This window comes from Roseivirga sp. E12, from assembly GCF_017592825.1.
Classification (GTDB): domain Bacteria; phylum Bacteroidota; class Bacteroidia; order Cytophagales; family Cyclobacteriaceae; genus Roseivirga.
Genome location: NZ_JAGFMD010000002.1, coordinates 66,434 through 85,066, shown reverse-complemented (window position 1 = coordinate 85,066; position 18,633 = coordinate 66,434). Strand labels below are relative to the sequence as shown.

Sequence of the window (18,633 nt, the reverse complement as noted above, 5' to 3'; positions counted from 1 at the left end):
TGAATAACAACGACTATTACCTCTACCATTGAAAAAAGCATTCACTTCATTTACAGACGACTTCGCGTATTTTTACAGCTACATCGGCTATAGGCTTCCTTTCACTTTTGTACTGAGTTTTGCCGTTGGCATTCTAGATGGTTTGGGTTTAGCAATGTTTCTTCCAATGTTAGAAATGCTTGATAACGGGCAAACTGTTTCAAATGCTGAGTCTATGGGCAACCTTGGCTTCATTATTACTTCTATGGAATCGATTGGTGTTCCTTTTACTTTGCAATCGGTTCTTGGGGTGTTAAGTTTCTTTTTTGTATTCAAGGGGTTGGCGAAATTTTTTGAAAGTTATTTTAAAGTAAAAGTTCAACAAATTTTTGTTCGGAAACTTAGAACGGAGAATGTTAACTATTTGGCCAATTATGATTACCAGAAATTTATTTCAATGGATGTTGGTCGTATACAAAATACAATGAGTGGAGAGATTGAGCGTATCATCAGTGCTTACAAGAGCTTTGTTGGAACACTTCAGGCCTCAGTCGTTCTGTTCGTATATATAGCTTTAGCATATTTGGCAAATGCCGAATTTGCTCTATTGGTCACTTTTGGAGGAGTCGTTTCAAATTTTGCTTTTAGAACCATTTATAATCGTACCAAACAACTTTCAAGGGAACTAACAAAAGGGGGGCATTTGTATCAACTTTTGATGATTCAAATGATTCATTCTTTCAAATACTTAAAGGCCACATCTTTGGTTGACGTATTCACAAGAAAAGTTGAAAACCTGACCAATGAAATTGAGGAGAGTAAAAGAAAAGTTGGTTTATATGACGCAATTCTCTCTTCTGTGAGAGAACCTATTGTTGTTCTAATTGTTGTTGTTGTTATTCTTATAGAGGTCACATATTTGAATCAAAATTTGGGGTTGATAATACTCTCACTCTTGTTTTTCTATAGGGCGCTTACTTTTGTAATGAAATTGCAGACTGAATGGAATGCCTTTTTGAAAGTATCTGGTTCTTTGGAAAATATGAGGGATTTTCAGCAGGAGCTAATTGAAGGTGAAGAAAAGCTTTTAGGAAAAGAAGTACATTCCCTAAAAGATGGAATAGTGTTGGAGAATGTTGATTTCTCTTTTGGTCAAACCCTGGTGCTGAATAATATTTCACTTGACATACCTAAAAATAAGACCGTTGCATTTGTAGGAGAATCGGGATCTGGAAAAACTACTCTTGTGAACCTCATTGCAGGATTACTTCAGCCTGTTACGGGTTATGTGAAAATTGACGGCATTGATTTAAACAGAGTAGACATTAAGGAATATAGAGCTCGCATCGGGTACATTACACAAGAGCCCGTGATTTTTAATGATACAGTCTTCAATAATGTCACTTTTTGGTCCGATAAGTCTTCAGAGTCACAGGAAAGGTTTTGGAAAAGTTTGGATAAGGCTTCTATCTATTCATTCGTGAATGATTTGAAATATGGTGAAGACTCGATATTGGGTAGTAACGGAGTTAATCTTAGCGGAGGACAAAGGCAAAGACTATCTATTGCCAGAGAGATGTATAAGGATATTGATGTTCTCATTATGGATGAAGCGACATCGGCTTTAGATTCTCAAACTGAAAAAGAAATACAGAATAACATTGACTCATTAAGAGGCCAGTATACTATACTTATGGTAGCACATAGGTTATCAACAATCAGAAATGCCGACCTTGTTGTATTATTGGATAAAGGGTCGATTATAGATATCGGTTCGTATGACATGCTCTTAAAAAGATCCAAGCTTTTTAAAAAAATGGTCGATCTTCAAGAACTCTAATAGAATGTATAAAGACAAAACTATCCTTATCACTGGAGGTACAGGGTCACTCGGAAAGGCGTTGACCTCGTATTTGCTTAATAACCACCCTGAGCTCAAAAAACTCATTATTTTTTCCAGAGATGAGCAAAAGCAGTTCCAAATGGCACAAGAATTCCCTCCATCGGAATATAAACAAATGAGGTATTTCATCGGGGATGTACGTGATAAAGAAAGGCTCGCTAGGGCCTTTCAACAAGTAGACTATGTGATTCATGCAGCGGCTATGAAGCACGTACATATAGCAGAGTATAACCCAGAAGAGTGTATTAGGACTAATGTGGATGGAGCTCAAAACGTAATCAATGCATGTCTGAATGCAAATGTTCAAAGAGTCGTAGCACTTTCTACTGATAAGGCTTGTGCACCAGTGAATTTGTATGGTGCTACCAAGTTGACAAGTGACAAACTTTTTATAGCAGCAAACAACATCAAGGGATGGAACCCTATTAGGTTTTCAGTTGTCAGGTATGGCAATGTAATGGGTAGCAACGGATCAGTTATCCCGTTTTTTATGAAAAAAAGAATGGAAGGAGCATTACCAATTACTAATCCTGAAATGACTCGTTTTAATATTACGTTGGAAGGAGGGGTGGATATGGTGATTTATGCATTGGAACATGCTGTAGGCGGAGAACTGTTTGTGCCTAAGATTCCTTCGTATAGGATTTTAGATGTTGCAGAAGCAATTGGTCCAGAATGTGAAAAGCGAGTAATTGGGGTCAGGCCAGGAGAGAAGATTCACGAAGAAATGATTACCGAATCGGATGCCTTTAATACATATGATTTTGGTAAGTATTACGTAATTGTTCCTACCGTACCACCTCAAAAACTAAAAGAGCACTTGAATATGGAGAAGCCGGCTAAGGTACCGGGAGGTTTCAGGTATAATTCTGGAGAGAATAGCAATTGGGAGACGGTCGAAACTTTGAGGGAGTTGATTAAAGAGCATTTGTACCCGGACTTTAATGTGTAAGGATTGCTGAACAATACTAGTTTCATTTATAATGAATAATATTAGATAGGTAATGAAGGACATTTACGAATTGGTAGAGCTAAACTCATATGGATTCTATCAAATAAAGAACATTCCGAATAAACAGGAACTCAAGGAATACTACGCTGATAAGTACTACCAGAATGAGGTACAATATCAGCATCAGTATCTTGAAGAGGAGAAGCAATACATTTATAATAAGATCTCACAAAAAGCACATAAGGCTTATGGGCTCGGAAATTTCCAAGATGAGCAAGGACTGAGATTACTAGATGTAGGTTGCGGTGAAGGCTGGACGCTAGACTACTTCGACAAAAAGGGGTGGGATGTTACCGGAGCGGACTTCAGTAAGTTTGGTGTCGAGACCCAAAATTCCCAACTCAAAGAAAGAGTACATCAGGGAGATTTAGAAGATACATTGAAAGCTTTGCTGGATGAAGGGCAGCAGTATGATCTTATTTGGCTTGACAATGTTCTGGAACATGTGATTAATCCACTATTGCTTTTAGAAACCTGTGCTGCACTTGCCAAAGAAGGCGGGTTGCTATTGGTAGAAGTGCCCAATGACTTTTCAAGCCTCCAAAAGTATTTATCTGATAAGGAAAAGATTTCCAAGCCATTCTGGGTGTCTCCACCAGATCATCTTTCTTATTTTAGTCAGGAAGGGCTGGATGCAGTGGCTAAGGAAGCAGGTTGGGGAGCTGTTTTTGCTATGTGTGACTTTCCTATCGACATGATGCTTCTGCTGGATCAAACCAATTATGTAGAAAAATCTGAAGTAGGAAAATCCTGCCATCTGATGCGAGTGGAGTTTGAGAATTTCATTCATCGGCAGGGTTCAGACAAGGTAAATGCATTTTATGAAGCTATGTCTGGCCTAGGGCTTGGAAGGGAGATTATCGGTTACTATAAAAAGGCCTAAAATGAAGCAACTCACGGAAGTTGAAATGAAGCAACTGGACGAACAGGGCTACATTATTGTAGAAAATGTACTATCGAAAGAAGAGTGCACTCACTATAAGAATCTATTGAGGGAAAGCTATAATCAATACAAAGATCAATATGCCCTCTCAGAGGCTGCTAAGAAATTCCATGGTACAGAAACTGCTGTGATTAAAGTAGTATATAACCTTTACAACAAGCACAGAGATTTCTTTTCAACCATTGACGATGATAAGGTCTTTCCTTATGTTTCTTATCTACTCCAAAAAGGATCTTATATGGATCAGGAGCCATTTATACTTCAGCTTTCTTCTGGCAGAGGCGTAGGGCATGGTTCACAACAGCAGCAACTGCATATAGATTCCAATATGCCAGGTACTCCTTTTGCATTGGTAGCACAGGCACTGTGGATGCTCGATGACTTTACAGAAGAGAACGGAGCCACGAAACTCGTGCCCGGTAGTCATCTCACGCCAAGCTTTGCGGAGAATGGCAAACGCTATATCAATGAGATCAGTGCATGTGCCCCTGCTGGCTCTGTACTTGTCTACAATGGAGGCGTCTGGCATGGCAGTGGCAGCAACCAGTCGGAGAGCGAGCGCTGGGCATTGATCAACACCTATTCCCGGTGGTTCCTAAAACCCTCTTTCGATCCTAATAAGAATATGCCAGTTGATATGTACGAAAGTCTGACTGACCGACAAAAAGAATTACTCGGATATAAGTATACTCCGCCAAAAGATGAGTTTACGCGGCTCTCAAGAAGGTCCGATATATTTGAGCCTCCTTCCGATTATTCATTACCATCTTAATATTTACCAATAGTGAGAGCAATTCCTTACGGCCGACAGGATATTACCGATCAAGACATAGCTGCGGTAAATGAGGTGCTCAAATCTGATTACCTCACCCAAGGGCCAGCTGTCGATAATTTTGAGGCGGCTTTTGCCGAATATACTGGCGCTCGTTACGCGGTGGCGGTTTCGAATGGTACTGCTGCTTTGCACCTTTGTGCCATGGCCCTGAAAGTAGTTCCGGGTCAGAAAGTAATTACTACACCAATTACTTTTTCTGCGTCAGCCAATGCGATCGAATACTGTCAGGGAGAGGTTGTTTTTGCTGATATTGATCCTCAAACTTATCTGATAGACCTTCAGGCGGTCAAGGCACTGTTGGCTTCAGAGCCAAAAGGCACTTATCATGGGCTGGTGCTTGTAGACATGACAGGCAGAGCGGTAAACCTTGAGGCATTCAGACAGCTGGCTAATGAATATGGCCTGTGGATTATAGAAGATGCCTGCCATGCACCAGGTGGCTTCTTTGAAAACTCACAAGGGGAAAAAGAACTTTGCGGAAATGGACGTTATGCCGATGTGGCCATTTTCTCATTTCATCCGGTAAAGCACATTGCTTCAGGAGAAGGGGGGATGATCACTACCAATGATGAGGAAATCTATGAAAAATTGATCAGGCTTCGGACCCATGGAATTACCAGAGATAGTAGCCTTTTCCGGAATACATCCGAATTTGCCTCTGGAGGTCAGGAAGTTGTCAGGGGTAATTGGCCCGACTGGTATATGGAGATGGTCGATCTGGGTTATAACTACCGACTCTCAGATATTCATGCGGCATTAGGACTAAGCCAGCTGCAAAGGGCTGATGACGGTTTGAGTAGGAGAAGGTATCTGGCCACAAGATATAATGAAGCATTTGCTGGTAAGTCCTACGTGAAGAGGCAAAGTGGCAAAATAGAGGGGCATGCCTATCATTTGTATATTCTGGAGTTAGAAGATAGAATTGGTTTATACAACCATCTTAGGAGCCTAAAGATTTATGCCCAAATTCACTACATACCGGTGCACCTGATGCCTTATTACAGACAAAAAGGCTGGTCAGAAGGTGACCTTCCAATTGCGGAGGACTATTACAGGCACTGCCTGAGTATTCCTATGTACCCCACATTGAAAGACGAGGAACAAGACTTTGTCATCAGGTCAATAGATGAGTATTATTCGGATTGAAAAACGATATGTATAGCCCGAAAAAGCTGATTTTGGGAACCGTTCAATTTGGGCTGGATTATGGAATAAATAACCCAAAAGGCCAGCTCTCAACAAATGAATCTGCAAAAATATTGGCTGGTGCTTTGGAAGGGGGAATTCAATGCCTTGATACTGCAGCAGGTTACGGCTCTTCAGAAGAAGTGATCGGTGCATTTGTACTAGAGCAAGAGCAAGTGCCTTTTGACATCATCACAAAGCTTTCTGTAACGGAAGGTCTAGGACCGAAGGGGTCACTAAAGAAAAGTCTTAGTAGACTGCAGATCGATTGTCTGGATACCATTCTTTTCCATTCATTTCAGCATTACCAGCAGAGTACCGGACAGCTGAAAGAAATCGAATCTTGTGTGGCAGAAGGGTTGGTTAAAAAGATTGGGGTATCTGTATATACCAATGAAGAATTGGAAGCACTCATCAATGCAGATGACATTGCTGTAATTCAAGCACCATTTAATCTATTCGACAATGATGCTAAACGAGGTGCCATTTTTCAGGCCCTAAAAGACTCTGGCAAAGAGGTCCATACACGATCTGTATTTCTTCAAGGGCTCTTTTTTAAGTCCTACGAAAGCTTCCCAACCTTATTAAAACCGCTGATTGAGCCGCTTATGGTATTGCGTGCTCTCTGTAAGAAATATGATACAGACATGGCATCTTTGGCACTTTGTTATCCACTATCTAAACCATATTTAGACCGAGTATTGATAGGAGTAGATAGCCTGGCGCAACTCGAAGCCAATTTATCCATCCTTGGAAACCCTGTAGTAGGAGAGATGCTCGAAGAAATAGATGCTACTATTAATGTGAGGCAGATAGACCTATTGAACCCAGCCCTATGGAAAAAGTGAAAACAATAGCGATTACCCAGGCCAGGGTAGGTTCTAGCAGACTACCTTCCAAGGTATTGTTACCCATTGGTAATCAGACCTTACTGGACATACATCTCAAGCGACTAACCATGGCGCAAAAAGTTGATCAGGTGGTGGTAGCCACAACTAACGAAGATCGTAGTGACGAAATTTGCATTATTGCAGAAAGGTGCGGTACCATCTGGTTCAAAGGGTCTTTAGATGATGTCTTAGACAGGTTCTATCAAGCTGCTATTCTTCACAAACCAGACTGGGTAGTACGGGTTACTTCAGATTGCCCTTTAATTGACCCTGAGCTTGTAGATGCAGTTGTTGAATTGGCAATCCAACATGATTATGACTATTGCTCTAATGTATTGGTTCAAGATTTTCCTGATGGTCAAGATATTGAAGTATTTAAAATGAGCACACTGGAAAAGGCTTGGAATGAAGCTGTGAAAAGGCACGAGCGAGAGCATGTCACCCCTTATATTTGGAGCAACTGTGACTTTAATGGAGGGGAGTTATTTACATCTGCAGATTTACCCTCGCCAGGCAATTACAATGCCATCAGAATGACAGTGGACGAAGCAGCTGATTTGGAGGTGATGACCTGGTTGGTAGAAGCACTTGGGATTGATAAACCATGGTTTGAGTACACTCAATATCTGATTGCGCACCCTGAAAGGGCTATCAATTCGAATATTATAAGAAACGAAGGATACCTGAAGTCCCTTAAAAACGAAAAAGATGAGTAAAAGAACAGGGCAAGACCTTTACAAAAAGGCCAAAACCTTAATCCCGGGAGGAACGATGTTGCTGTCAAAACGGCCTGAAATGTTTCTTCCTGAAAATTGGCCTTCTTACTATAGCAAGGCGAAAGGATGCTCCATTTGGGACCTCGATGGTAACGAATATAGAGATGTATCCATTATGGGCATTGGCCCTAACATACTTGGTTATAGTCATGATACAATAGATGAAGCCGTAATGGGGGCAGTCACTAATGGAAACATGTCTACCCTGAGCTGTCCAGAAGAAGTGGCCTTGGCTGAGAGACTCATAGAACTACATCCCTGGGCCGATATGACGCGTTTTGCAAGAAGTGGAGGCGAAGCCAATGCCATTGCTATTCGCATTGCACGCGCTGCAAGTGGAAAAGATAAAGTAGCTTTCTGTGGCTATCATGGATGGCACGATTGGTACCTCAGTGCCAACCTAGGTGATGGTGAAAACCTGGATGGACACCTATTGCCAGGTCTAAACCCACTTGGAGTACCCAAAAACTTGAACAAAACTGTGCTACCGTTCAATTACAATAGACTTGACGAACTTGAAGCTATTGTTCGGGATAATCCCGATGTAGGGGTGATCAAAATGGAGGTGTCAAGAAACGAAGGACCAGCTCCCGGTTTTTTGGAAGGTGTAAGAAAGCTGGCCACTGAAAATGACATTGTGCTGATCTTCGATGAGTGTACCTCGGGTTTCAGACAAACTTTTGGAGGTTTACACAAAATGTATGGAGTGGAGCCTGACATGGCCATGTTTGGAAAAGCCTTGGGCAATGGCTATGCCATTACTGCTATCATTGGCAAGCGTTCGGTTATGGAAGCTGCTCAAAACACCTTTATTAGCAGTACGTTCTGGACGGAGCGTATCGGCCCTACTGCTGCTTTGGCTACATTGAAGGAAATGGAGCGAATCAAGTCTTGGGAGATTATCACTGAAACGGGTAAAGGCATTTCTCAACGATGGAGAGAACTGGCAGCAGTTCACAATCTTAAGATCAACACTTCAGGGCTACCCGCCCTTTCTTTTTTTGGACTGGACACACCTCATTGGTTAAAATACAAGACGCTTATCACTCAAGAAATGCTCAAAAGAGGATTTCTGGCATCAAATAGTGTATATGTCACCACTGCCCATACTCCAGAGGTAATCAACCCATATTTTGACAATTTGGATGACATGTTTGCACTAATTGCTAAATGTGAAAAAGATGAATTATGTGCAGATGACCTCCTTGAGGGTCCCGTATGTCACGGGGGCTTTAAAAGGCTGAACTAAGTCGGTTGTTAACATGGAGGCATTGGAAGAAGTAAGGACAAATGTTTATATCCTCACCGAAGGCGGGGCTAATGTTGGTTTTGGCCACATAGCACGCTGCTATGCCTTGAGTCAGGCCTTTCAACAACAAGGAGCCAAGGCCAAGCTGGTTGTCAATGGTGATGACAGCCTCCGCAAGCTGATCAATGAAGATGAATATATCTGCTACGATTGGTTGAATGATACGAAAGGCCTACTTGCAAATCTGGATGCCGAAGAAGCCATTTTCATATTAGATTCATACAAGGTAGACAAGGCAGGGCTTGACCAACTCGCAGCCAATTGTCCTAACATTGCATATCTCGATGACCACGGTCGTACAGACTACCCTAAAGGGCTGATCCTTGTGCCTATCAACTTCATGCATTATCTGGACCTACCATATGATGAGGATCGGGATATGCTCATAGGCCAGAAATACATCCTTATACGAAAACCTTTTTGGTCAGCTACTAGCTCAGTTGAGATCACTGAGGAAATAAAAGAGGTAATGATAATGATGGGGGGGATGGACCTGAAGAACCTTTCTGGTTTAGCCCTTAAAACCATCAGCGAACAATTTCCGAAGGCCACCATTCATCTCATTTATAATAAAGACAAGTGGCATATAGCCGAATGGAAACAACGCTTGGGAGATAGGTTAAAGATACTGAGTGGCCTGAATGCCAATGAAATGTGCGAACTCATGTGTAAGATGGACCTGGCCCTTATCACGGCCGGTCAGGCTGCCTATGAGCTTTTTTGCCTGGGAATACCGACCATTCAGGTATCTGTGGCCGAAAATCAGATATGGGCGTTGCATGCAATTAAAGAAGAGGGATATACGGAGCATATTATAGACAGCAATGGACCTGATTATGAAGCATATTTGGTTTTAGCTGTGAAACAGGTCCGATCGATGGAGGAAAGGAAAAAAATGCGTAAGATCGGTCGGCAAATAGTAGACGGCCAGGGAAGCATGCGACTAGCAGAAGACATAATGCTGTATTTTAACCGAACGGATCATGAGTAAGATAACAGAAGACCTTAAAGCACACTATGCCAAAAAGTTTGAGGAATTTGGTGCTACCTCCGAAGGAGTTGACTGGGGTCCAAAAGAAAAAGCGGCCATGCGCTATGAGGCCATGCTGGATGTACTTTTAGAAGGTGATCGTTCTGGAAAGCAACAAGTGTCTATGCTCGATATCGGTGCCGGCTATGGGGGGCAATATGAATTTATGCTGGCTAAAGGTTATGGTCATATCCAATTCACTGGAGTGGATGTGGTGAAAGAAATGGTTGATTTCGGTAACCAAAAATACCCCGAAGCAACCTTCATCAATGGTGATTTTTTAAGTATGCCAGTGACTGAGCGGTATGACTACCTGACCTGCAATGGTATTCTCACCCAGAAATTATCCGCTACCGACTCAGAAATGCATGATTACATGGAAGCACTGGTGGCAAAGATGTTCCAGATTTGTCACAAAGGAATAGCCTTCAATACAATGACATCATATGTCGATTATCAAATGGATGGCAATTTCCATAATGACCCCTCTGAGCTTTTAAAAATTTTGTTTAAACACACTAGGCATGTGAAACTTAATCATGCCTACCCTCTTTACGAGTATACAGCTTATATGTACAAATAATGTTGAAGATAGGTGTAGTTAGTTCCAGTAACGGAGGAGCATTCAAGACATTTTACAAACTGATAGGTTTACAAGCGAGTCAGGTGGTTTTAATTACCGATCGACCTTGCGGTATCGAACAATTTGCAGTTGAGCAGGGAATTAATTATAAAAGAATTGAGACAACCGATAATGATGATTTGAGTGAGCAGGCCAAAAGTTTCATTGACGAACATGGAGGTGTCGATGTGATTTTTCTTTTTTATACGAGACTCATTACGGAATCACTTTTTGATCACTACCTGACCATTAACTTTCACCCCTCATTACTTCCTGCCTTCCGAGGCTTTGCTCCTACGAAAAGAGCCCTGAGTGCCGGTGTGAAATACTTTGGCACTACAGCACATGTGATCAATGAAAATGCCGATGAAGGAAAGATCATTGGACAATCGTGTATTGCTATAGCATCAAAACATACAGTAGAAGCACTTGAACGGGTAAGTTTTGTTCAAAAGGTTTATCAAATGGCACTGATTTTTGAAATGTTGGAAGCTGGAAGTCTCCAATTCAACAACGGAGTGATTGAATTGATAGATGAATGGCCGGTTTCTATGGTGTTTAACCCCGCTCTTAAATCTCAGGAAACGTTGAACAAACTCATTGAACTTGATGAGAAAAATGAGACAGGAGTGTTTAAATTGTAAGGGTGAAAAGTAGGAAGAAAGTCCTAGTGTTAGGAGGTAGTTATTTACAAAGTGATTTTGTAGAAACAACTTTACGCTTTGGGCATGAGGTCCATGTATTGGATAGGGATGTTAGTGCCTTTTTGAGTAGTCATCCGGGAATAATCTTTGAACCCATTGATATTTCGGATTTCGATGGGGTGAATGCCTATTTCGAAGCTGCAGCCTGCGATATAGTACTCAGTCCTATCACAGAAATAGGGAATAGGGTAGCCTCCCTGGTTGCTGAAAAGCATCAATTACCCTACAATTCTGTAGAAACTGTAATGGCTACTACTGATAAAAGAGTAATGCGCGAAAGGCTTGCTGGTAGCGTCATGACAGAGCCAAAAGTATTCACGCTTAGTAACAACAAGCAAATTCCACCTTCACTCAATTTTCCTCTCATTCTGAAACCTTCCATCAGTTCTGCAAGCAGAGGGGTAACTTTGATCAATTCACAGGAGGAGTTTGAAGAAGCTCTGGAAAGAGCCCTTCCATATTGCAACGACCTGTCTGAAATTCTGCTAGAAGAATTTATCGATGGCCAGCAATATAGTATAGAAACGGTGTCTTTTGATGGCCAGCACCATATTGTAGGCATAGTGCAGGAGGTGCTGTCAGGAGCTCCTTATTTTATGGAGCGCATGGATATTGTGGATAAAGACAAAACTCAGGAGTTAATGGCTATAGTGGAGCCATTCATGATTTATTTGCTCAATATTCTGAATGTGCAATATGGGCCATGTCATACAGAGGTCAAGATCAAAGGAGATCAAATAGCATTGATCGAAATTGCCTCCAGATCAGGCCTGGTCAGAGACAGGTTGTTGAAAGTGGCAAAAGGTGTAGATTACAATGAATTGATATTAAGAGCCTATTTGGGAGAAACAGACATTGACCAAAATCTTATACACTTGCCACAAACCAACGCCATGTTGGGAATAATGGCGTATGAAGAAGATAGAGATGCTCATCAAAGGGCCAAGGCAAATGGACTGGTAAGAGATGAGCATTTAAACGAAAAGGATGCCAGTAAGAATGCTACAATGCTTACTGATGCCATTGGCTATTATTTTCTCGAAAGTAGCGACATCAATGATTTTGACAAATACCATGTAAGACTATGATCTTTGACCAATCAGGAGTTTTTATCATAGCCGAATTGTCGGCCAATCACAATGGAAGCATTGCGGTGGCCATTGATACAATTCGAGCGGCCAAACGTACAGGTGCCGATGCGATCAAACTGCAAACTTACACTGCAGACACCATCACAATGCAACATGATAGTGATGACTTTAAATTAAACCATGGTACCATTTGGGATGGTAGGACACTCTATGACCTGTATAAAGAAGCCCATACGCCTTGGGAATGGCACAAACAACTCTTTGAAGTTGCCAGAGAGGAGGGGTTGGTTTGTTTTTCTTCTCCATTCGATCCTAGTGCAGTTGCGTTGCTGGAAGAACTTAATGTGCCAGCCTATAAGATTGCCAGTTTTGAAATCACCGATATTCCCCTGATTGAACTTGTAGCCTCAAAGGGAAAGCCTGTCATCATTTCTACGGGCATTGCGTCTGATGAAGACATTCAGCTGGCAGTAGACAGTTGTTACAAAATGGGCAACAACCAGATTGCCTTATTAAAGTGCACCTCCAGTTATCCTGCTCCCATTGAGGAGGCCAATCTGGTAATGATCAAAGACCTTGCCGAAAGGTTTGGTGTCATAAGCGGCCTTTCTGATCATACATTAGGGTTGACGGCACCCATTGTGGCCACCAGCCTGGGGGCTAAAATCATTGAAAAGCACTTCATACTTGATAAGTCCATAGGCGGACCCGATTCTAGTTTTTCATTAGATGAACAAGAATTTACCCAAATGGTCAATGCTGTGAGGCAGGCAGAAAGAGCCATCGGCACAGTAGATTATAGCCTGAGTGAAAAACAACTGAAAAGCCGTGAATTCTCCAGATCACTTTATGTTACTGAAGACATTAAAAAAGGTGAAGAGTTGACTGCACAGAATGTCCGCTCCATTAGACCAGGGTATGGGCTACACCCTCGTTTCTATGATCAAATCCTTGGCAAAAGAGCATTGACAAACATCAAAAGAGGTACCGCTCTTACATTGGGTTTGATAGAGAAATAGAATAAGAGATAAAGCTTAAGCAGCTAATTGAATGTTAGATATAGTACTTTTTGGAGCGAATCAAGATGGCAAACATGTTTTGGCTTCGCTTAAACCATTTGTATGGATGAACCAGGCCAGAATAGTGGCTTTTCTAGATAACGACTCTAGAATAACCAATACTCTGTTGGATGGTGTCCCTGTATATGCCCCGGAGTCAGTCTCTGACATGACTTACGACAAGATTATAGTCTGCCCGATATTCAACGAGGAGATTACCAATCAACTTGTTGAGTTGGGTGTTCCTCGTGGGAAAATTGAATATAATTTTACCGAGCCATTTTTTGGAAAGAGCACTCGGACATTAGGAAGAAGCAGCATCGGTAAGTATTCTTATGTTAAACCTACCACAGTGCTGCAAAATGCCGAAGTCGGTAGTTTCTGTCATGTAGGAGATAATTGTGTCATTGGTCAAATGGGACATAGGACCGATACAGTAAGTACATATCCTCTCAATTATCACTTTACTAACAAACACAAGGATATCACTAAAGACGATACAGCAAAAGCTGAGTTAATTGAAACAAAAACCATCATCAAAAATGATGTTTACATAGGCGAAGGTGCCATTATTAAGGTTGGGGTCACAGTTGGACATGGAGCAGTGATAGCATCTCGTGCTTATGTTACCAAGGATGTACCAGACTATGCCATAGTTGGGGGGATTCCTGCCAAAGTATTGAAATTAAGGTTTAGTGAAAACGAGATTAAACGGCTACTTGAGATAGAATGGTGGGATTGGCCGGAGGAGAAAATCGGTGATTATGTACAGCGCATCAACGGAGACATTGGTAAATTTCTAAGTATGGATTTTTCTTAAGTTCAGGAACCAGTAATTATGGATGACATAAGTTTTAGGGTATCGGGATACTCATCAGTCAGCAGTGATGTTGATTTTCAAATGCATAAGGGGAATGGATTTACATTATGCATTTTTGGTGAAGTTTTTGGTGCAGTTATCGGTGAAGAGGTTCTGTCTGAAGTAAAGCTGAATGAAAGATTGCTGTCGGCAATTGAAAAGCACCAAGACATTGATGAACTGGTAGGTGCTATAGTGGGAGAGGCATTCTTGATTATAAGCAATGATACAGAGCTAGACATTTTCTGCACATTGTCTGCGCCAGCCTTGTATTTCCACAAAGAAAAATCAGGTGAAATCACATTTTCAAATAATGAAAAGTGGATTTACTGTGCATATGGTTCCTATGATACTTTGGATGAAAAAGAAGTCGTCAATTCCATTTTATCGCACCACATATTGGCCAGAAACCCCTTTGACAGTCTTTTTGAAAACATTAAAAAACTAATTCCAGGCTCTAAAATCCGTTTGGCGGAGAACCAGTCTGATATAGACTTGTTTTTTCTTAATTACAAACAAAAGCAGGGGACTTTTAGTAAAAACAGCAAACGATTTGGGTTTTTACTGGAGCAGACTCTGACACTCATTAAGAAGGATGAAGAAAAAAAATTCATCCTTCTAAAATCTGGGGGCATCGACAGTGCTGTATTATTGGCAGCCCTGGGTAAAATAGATTGCTTGCATGTTCCCTATTCAGGAGTAGGGCATCCTTCCGTGACACTGGCAGAGTCTATTGTTAAAGACTTTGACAATAAGCTCATTCTTGCCAAACAAAAGGAGAGAATGAGCCTCGATTATTTGAGAAAACGAGGAGAGGAAGGTTTTGGCACTATAGCCGGGCCTCAATACCTCACGGTAGACTTTGCCATAAAAGACGAAGGAGAGTTGGTTCATGCCTTCTCAGGTCAAAACCTAGATACGCTCTATTATGTAGACACTTTCGCACCACTTTCAACTATTACCGGATACAAAAGGGCCGTATATACTTTTTTGAAAATCCCTTATCGCGTGATCTACTATTGGATGTTTCACTCGAAAAAATGGCGATTTCTATTGACTCCAATCCTACGGAAGAAAGAGTGGCGGATGAGCTTCAAGACCTTCATAGATCGTTTAGCCAGATCATATCAAGAGCACACCATGGTTTACGAGAAAGAGAAGTTTCCAAAAGGACTCGAAGCCTTGAGTGAGATGTACAAAAAAAACAGAGACGAGCGGTTGTCCCTTCCTGTTACCGACCTGATGAAGCGGAAATTTGGAAAAGACCTAGAAGAATTCAATTCCTCGGAGCGACTTACTACCATCAAAACGCTGCGTTGGTGTAGAACTATTCACAATGTGCCTACTATGTACCAGAACATTCGAAGGATTGATGATTTGGAAAGAATGATTGTTTACAATCATGGCCCCTTGGCTTCTTTTTTCATGAATTATCGATTGTCAATTAGAGAAATGTTCACAGTTAAGCCATTGAGTCATCGTTATTTCCAATCGAAAATGAAACCTTACTCCAGCTATGTCAAGGAACTAGGACTTAACCCCAGTTGGACTCAAGGTATTGTTTCAAAACTCAAAAGAGTAATTCAGGGATCCACTTCTGTGGTACCTCAAAAACCCTTGAGCCTCAATAAGGAAATGGATATTCTGGGAGAACTTCTATCCAACCAGAGGTTGATTTCAGAAGATTTTAAGACTCCTGAGGCAAAAATGTTATTCGATTTTTGGATGGAAAGAATTAACAGTCATAGAAACTTTTCTTGGACAAAGGATATGGCTATGATGGCCTGCAGGTTTGTCAATATGCAGATTTTTCTGAATGGCATTCTTAATAATGACAATTCTGCTAAATGAAGAAGAGGTATTTGATTATAGCGGTTGAGGTTAAAGTGAGAGATTATCTTTCTCGGTTACTTCTTGTCAAGAAAGCATTAGAAAATGGTTTTATAGTCATTTTCGGTTCAGAGCGAACACTGTCAATTCATCGGGATAAATTGCCAAAAGGGGTTTATTTCGACAAAAGTATATCGTTGAACAAGAAAGATCAATTTGCAGAGTTATTAAGCAAGGGATCTCAAATTGTTTCCTTAGATGAGGAAGGTCTTGCCAGTCAAAATAACAGGTTCAAGTATGTTACTCAAAGAGTTTCTCCCGAAACCTTAGAACAAGCCTCCCTGGTCTTTACTTGGGGTAAGTCAGAAGAAGAAACAATACTTTCAGAGTACCCCGAATATGCTCATAAGGTAAAAGCGACAGGTAACCCAAGGGTCGATTTATTAAAGCCCAAATTGGCTCAGAAGATATTTGCTAAGGATATTAGCCGGATAAAAGCCAAATATGGTGACTTTGTGTTCTTTCCTTCCAATTTTACTGTAAACCATGCTTTAGGTAAGGGAGGGCCTATGAAACTTTTAACCAACATAGGCCGGATAAAAAACAAGTCTGACGAACTGCATTATACAGATAAGCTTGATTATTTCGAAAGAATGTTCCACTACTTTGCTCACTTGGTGGAAGAGACAGCCATTAAATTTCCAGAACTGAATGTACTGGTACGACCGCATCCGTCAGAAGATCCAGGCTTTTGGAGGGCCATGAGTGAAAAATACAAAAACCTTCATGTCCAGGATGGTGGGCCACCAACTCCTTGGTTAATGGCATCATCTTTCGTAATTCATAGTTCATGTACCACAGGTTTAGAAGCTAAATTGCTCGGTAGGGATGTGCTTGCCTACTTGCCTGATACCAGTCATGAGTATGCGAAACATATCTCCAATGATTTCAGCATAGTATGTCACAAAAAAGAAGAAGTGCTTCAAATCTTAGAAAGGCATATCCAAAAAGATGACTGGTCAGGCCTTATCAATGATAAAACTAGCAGAGCATTTGAGAAGCATATAGCGAATTATGGGGCTGAAGATGATGCCAGCGAACAAATCATGAAGCACATCATCGAGCTGGAGGAAGTTAGAACAGATGATTCCTTTGACGAGATTCAGGTAAGTTGGAAACAAAAGGTTTATATGTGGTTGGTAAAGTTTAAATTAAAACCATCAACAGAATTTTATAACACCCGTAAGTTTCCAGGACTTGGTAAAAGAGAGTTGAGAAGAGATTTATCTAGAATGGTCAGCGATTCTGAGATGGAAAGTATTCGAATCAATTCTAAGGGCCTAAATTTATTCGAGATTTTTACTGAAAATTGATTCAAACTATGATGGGTCAGTTGATTTGGTACTTTTTCATTAAAACATTCACTCTTATTGCCATTAACGTTGTAAATGAATTTCATTGCAGAAATTTCACCTACAGAAGCACTAAACTTTGATCCACACAAAGAATGGAGAAAGTAGCCGAATTATGAGCACAAAATTGTTTATAGGAGGGTGTGAACGCAGTGGCACAACCATGCTGGCTGGTTTACTTAATGCATCCAAAGAATGTGTTACGGCACCTGAGGCTCAATTTAAGTTCAGGTTACTTAAGGAAGGCACATTTTCAAAGTCCGATAAGGAAGTACTGAAGAATAATTTTAGATTTAGACTCTGGAATAACGATGAGTTTCTGGAAAAACTAGATACCTCTGGGGAATTGAGAAGATCAGAAGTGTTCGACCAACTTCTAAAGTTTAGATTCAAAAACAGTTATCAGTACTTCGTAGACCATACACCCAATAACTTTGAACATTATCAAGCGCTAAAAAGGGTATACCCAAATGCGAAGTTTCTCCATATTATTAGAGATGGAAGAGCAGTTTTTAATTCTTTAATGTCTGTTCCTTGGGGACCAAAGGACCCCATAACTGCCGCGCGTTGGTGGATGAAAAAAGTAGGGTGGGGTTTAGCGCCATTGGCCCAAGGAGAAAACATTTATACTGTTCGTTATGAAGATATTTTGACCAAGCCTGAAATTACCATTTCAAGTATTTGTGACTGGTTGGGTATTAAGTTCAATAAAGGTATGATAGAAGGCGGTGATGGGACTTTCTTGCCTTCTTATACGCACAACCAACATAAGCTTGTAGGGAAAGACCTTTCAGCAAATCGAGTCAATTTGTGGAAGGAAAAATTGAAGAGGAAAGATGTCTTTCTAATTGAGAGGGAAACGAATATTTTGCTGCAAAACTTAGGATATAAATTGGAGGATTTGGATTATAAAATGAAATTTTATGGACCAGTCGTAAGCCGAATCAAGGGTAGATTAAAAAGTATGGGCGGACGTAGAGAATATAGAAGAAAGCAAGCTATTGAAAGCTTAAGCAGACAAGATTGAAAAAAATAAAAGTCTTTCTTGCCGCTTTTGTCAATCAGACAAATGCTCAAAATTTAAGCTGTAGGGCCTTGGCTAAATACTTGGATAAAGAAAAATTTATAGTTTATTCTTTGCAAATTAATCATGGAGACCTTCCTAAGATAAAAGGGCCAGGCATGAAGCTCTTTA

Annotated in this window: 17 protein-coding genes; all 17 read left to right on the top strand. The window is 40.9% G+C overall.

Going from position 1 to position 18,633, the window contains the following annotated elements:
• The first annotated feature begins 28 nt into the window (after positions 1-28).
• The 17 genes from J4E76_RS07995 to J4E76_RS07915 all read left to right on the top strand — a co-directional run bounded on the left by J4E76_RS07995 (position 29) and on the right by J4E76_RS07915 (position 18,465).
• Complete coding sequence (locus J4E76_RS07995; RefSeq protein ID WP_208502922.1) at positions 29-1,819, top strand: ABC transporter ATP-binding protein; 1,791 nt, start codon at positions 29-31, stop codon at positions 1,817-1,819.
• A gap of 4 nt (positions 1,820-1,823) precedes the next feature.
• Entirely contained in the window at positions 1,824-2,834 is a 1,011-nt protein-coding gene (pseB, locus tag J4E76_RS07990; RefSeq protein WP_208502920.1) for a UDP-N-acetylglucosamine 4,6-dehydratase (inverting), read from the top strand.
• Between the two features lie 52 nt (positions 2,835-2,886).
• On the top strand, positions 2,887-3,777 hold the full coding sequence (locus tag J4E76_RS07985; RefSeq protein ID WP_208502918.1) for a bifunctional 2-polyprenyl-6-hydroxyphenol methylase/3-demethylubiquinol 3-O-methyltransferase UbiG: 891 nt from the start codon (positions 2,887-2,889) through the stop codon (positions 3,775-3,777).
• A gap of 1 nt (position 3,778) precedes the next feature.
• Positions 3,779-4,609, top strand: a complete 831-nt coding sequence (locus J4E76_RS07980) for a phytanoyl-CoA dioxygenase family protein (protein WP_208502916.1) — start codon at positions 3,779-3,781, stop codon at positions 4,607-4,609.
• A gap of 9 nt (positions 4,610-4,618) precedes the next feature.
• Entirely contained in the window at positions 4,619-5,818 is a 1,200-nt protein-coding gene (gene pseC, locus J4E76_RS07975) for a UDP-4-amino-4,6-dideoxy-N-acetyl-beta-L-altrosamine transaminase (RefSeq protein WP_208503495.1), read from the top strand.
• Between the two features lie 8 nt (positions 5,819-5,826).
• Positions 5,827-6,705, top strand: coding sequence for an aldo/keto reductase (locus J4E76_RS07970; protein WP_208502914.1), 879 nt, complete (start codon positions 5,827-5,829; stop codon positions 6,703-6,705).
• Positions 6,693-7,463, top strand: coding sequence for a cytidylyltransferase domain-containing protein (locus tag J4E76_RS07965; protein ID WP_208502913.1), 771 nt, complete (start codon positions 6,693-6,695; stop codon positions 7,461-7,463). Before J4E76_RS07970 ends, J4E76_RS07965 begins: the two co-directional genes overlap by 13 nt.
• On the top strand, positions 7,456-8,772 hold the full coding sequence (locus J4E76_RS07960; RefSeq protein ID WP_208502911.1) for an aminotransferase class III-fold pyridoxal phosphate-dependent enzyme: 1,317 nt from the start codon (positions 7,456-7,458) through the stop codon (positions 8,770-8,772). Before J4E76_RS07965 ends, J4E76_RS07960 begins: the two co-directional genes overlap by 8 nt.
• Positions 8,773-8,785: 13 nt before the next feature.
• Positions 8,786-9,823, top strand: a complete 1,038-nt coding sequence (locus J4E76_RS07955) for a hypothetical protein (RefSeq protein ID WP_208502910.1) — start codon at positions 8,786-8,788, stop codon at positions 9,821-9,823.
• Positions 9,816-10,445 (top strand): trans-aconitate 2-methyltransferase, encoded by a 630-nt coding sequence (locus J4E76_RS07950; RefSeq protein WP_208502908.1) that lies wholly within the window; start codon positions 9,816-9,818, stop codon positions 10,443-10,445. Before J4E76_RS07955 ends, J4E76_RS07950 begins: the two co-directional genes overlap by 8 nt.
• A complete protein-coding gene (locus tag J4E76_RS07945; RefSeq protein ID WP_208502906.1) occupies positions 10,445-11,128 on the top strand; it encodes a formyltransferase family protein in 684 nt (227 codons plus the stop codon). Before J4E76_RS07950 ends, J4E76_RS07945 begins: the two co-directional genes overlap by 1 nt.
• A 2-nt stretch (positions 11,129-11,130) precedes the next feature.
• Positions 11,131-12,276: an ATP-grasp domain-containing protein gene (locus J4E76_RS07940; RefSeq protein WP_208502904.1), complete on the top strand. Its 1,146-nt coding sequence runs from the start codon at positions 11,131-11,133 to the stop codon at positions 12,274-12,276.
• Positions 12,273-13,298 (top strand): pseudaminic acid synthase, encoded by a 1,026-nt coding sequence (gene pseI, locus J4E76_RS07935; RefSeq protein WP_208502902.1) that lies wholly within the window; start codon positions 12,273-12,275, stop codon positions 13,296-13,298. Before J4E76_RS07940 ends, pseI begins: the two co-directional genes overlap by 4 nt.
• A 31-nt stretch (positions 13,299-13,329) precedes the next feature.
• A complete protein-coding gene (locus J4E76_RS21085) occupies positions 13,330-14,157 on the top strand; it encodes a CatB-related O-acetyltransferase (RefSeq protein WP_208502899.1) in 828 nt (275 codons plus the stop codon).
• Positions 14,158-14,175: 18 nt separating this feature from the next.
• On the top strand, positions 14,176-16,047 hold the full coding sequence (locus J4E76_RS07925) for a hypothetical protein (protein ID WP_208502898.1): 1,872 nt from the start codon (positions 14,176-14,178) through the stop codon (positions 16,045-16,047).
• Positions 16,044-17,399 carry a surface carbohydrate biosynthesis protein gene (locus J4E76_RS07920; RefSeq protein ID WP_208502896.1) on the top strand — a complete coding sequence of 452 codons (1,356 nt, stop codon included), beginning with the start codon at positions 16,044-16,046 and terminating at the stop codon, positions 17,397-17,399. The genes J4E76_RS07925 and J4E76_RS07920 overlap by 4 nt, the downstream gene beginning before the upstream one ends.
• A gap of 154 nt (positions 17,400-17,553) precedes the next feature.
• The gene (locus J4E76_RS07915) at positions 17,554-18,465 is read left to right on the top strand and encodes a sulfotransferase (protein WP_208502894.1); all 912 of its coding nucleotides are present in this window, start codon (positions 17,554-17,556) and stop codon (positions 18,463-18,465) included.
• Positions 18,466-18,633: the final 168 nt, after the last annotated feature.

Coding starts and splice junctions, on each gene's coding strand:
- J4E76_RS07955 (WP_208502910.1), top strand. CDS start 8,786: ATGGAGGCATTGGAAGAAGTAAGGACAAATGTTTATATCCTCACCGAA.
- J4E76_RS07970 (WP_208502914.1), top strand. CDS start 5,827: ATGTATAGCCCGAAAAAGCTGATTTTGGGAACCGTTCAATTTGGGCTG.
- J4E76_RS07965 (WP_208502913.1), top strand. CDS start 6,693: ATGGAAAAAGTGAAAACAATAGCGATTACCCAGGCCAGGGTAGGTTCT.
- J4E76_RS07960 (WP_208502911.1), top strand. CDS start 7,456: ATGAGTAAAAGAACAGGGCAAGACCTTTACAAAAAGGCCAAAACCTTA.
- J4E76_RS21085 (WP_208502899.1), top strand. CDS start 13,330: ATGTTAGATATAGTACTTTTTGGAGCGAATCAAGATGGCAAACATGTT.
- J4E76_RS07915 (WP_208502894.1), top strand. CDS start 17,554: ATGAGCACAAAATTGTTTATAGGAGGGTGTGAACGCAGTGGCACAACC.
- J4E76_RS07950 (WP_208502908.1), top strand. CDS start 9,816: ATGAGTAAGATAACAGAAGACCTTAAAGCACACTATGCCAAAAAGTTT.
- J4E76_RS07925 (WP_208502898.1), top strand. CDS start 14,176: ATGGATGACATAAGTTTTAGGGTATCGGGATACTCATCAGTCAGCAGT.
- J4E76_RS07985 (WP_208502918.1), top strand. CDS start 2,887: ATGAAGGACATTTACGAATTGGTAGAGCTAAACTCATATGGATTCTAT.
- J4E76_RS07980 (WP_208502916.1), top strand. CDS start 3,779: ATGAAGCAACTCACGGAAGTTGAAATGAAGCAACTGGACGAACAGGGC.
- J4E76_RS07945 (WP_208502906.1), top strand. CDS start 10,445: ATGTTGAAGATAGGTGTAGTTAGTTCCAGTAACGGAGGAGCATTCAAG.
- pseI (WP_208502902.1), top strand. CDS start 12,273: ATGATCTTTGACCAATCAGGAGTTTTTATCATAGCCGAATTGTCGGCC.
- pseB (WP_208502920.1), top strand. CDS start 1,824: ATGTATAAAGACAAAACTATCCTTATCACTGGAGGTACAGGGTCACTC.
- J4E76_RS07920 (WP_208502896.1), top strand. CDS start 16,044: ATGAAGAAGAGGTATTTGATTATAGCGGTTGAGGTTAAAGTGAGAGAT.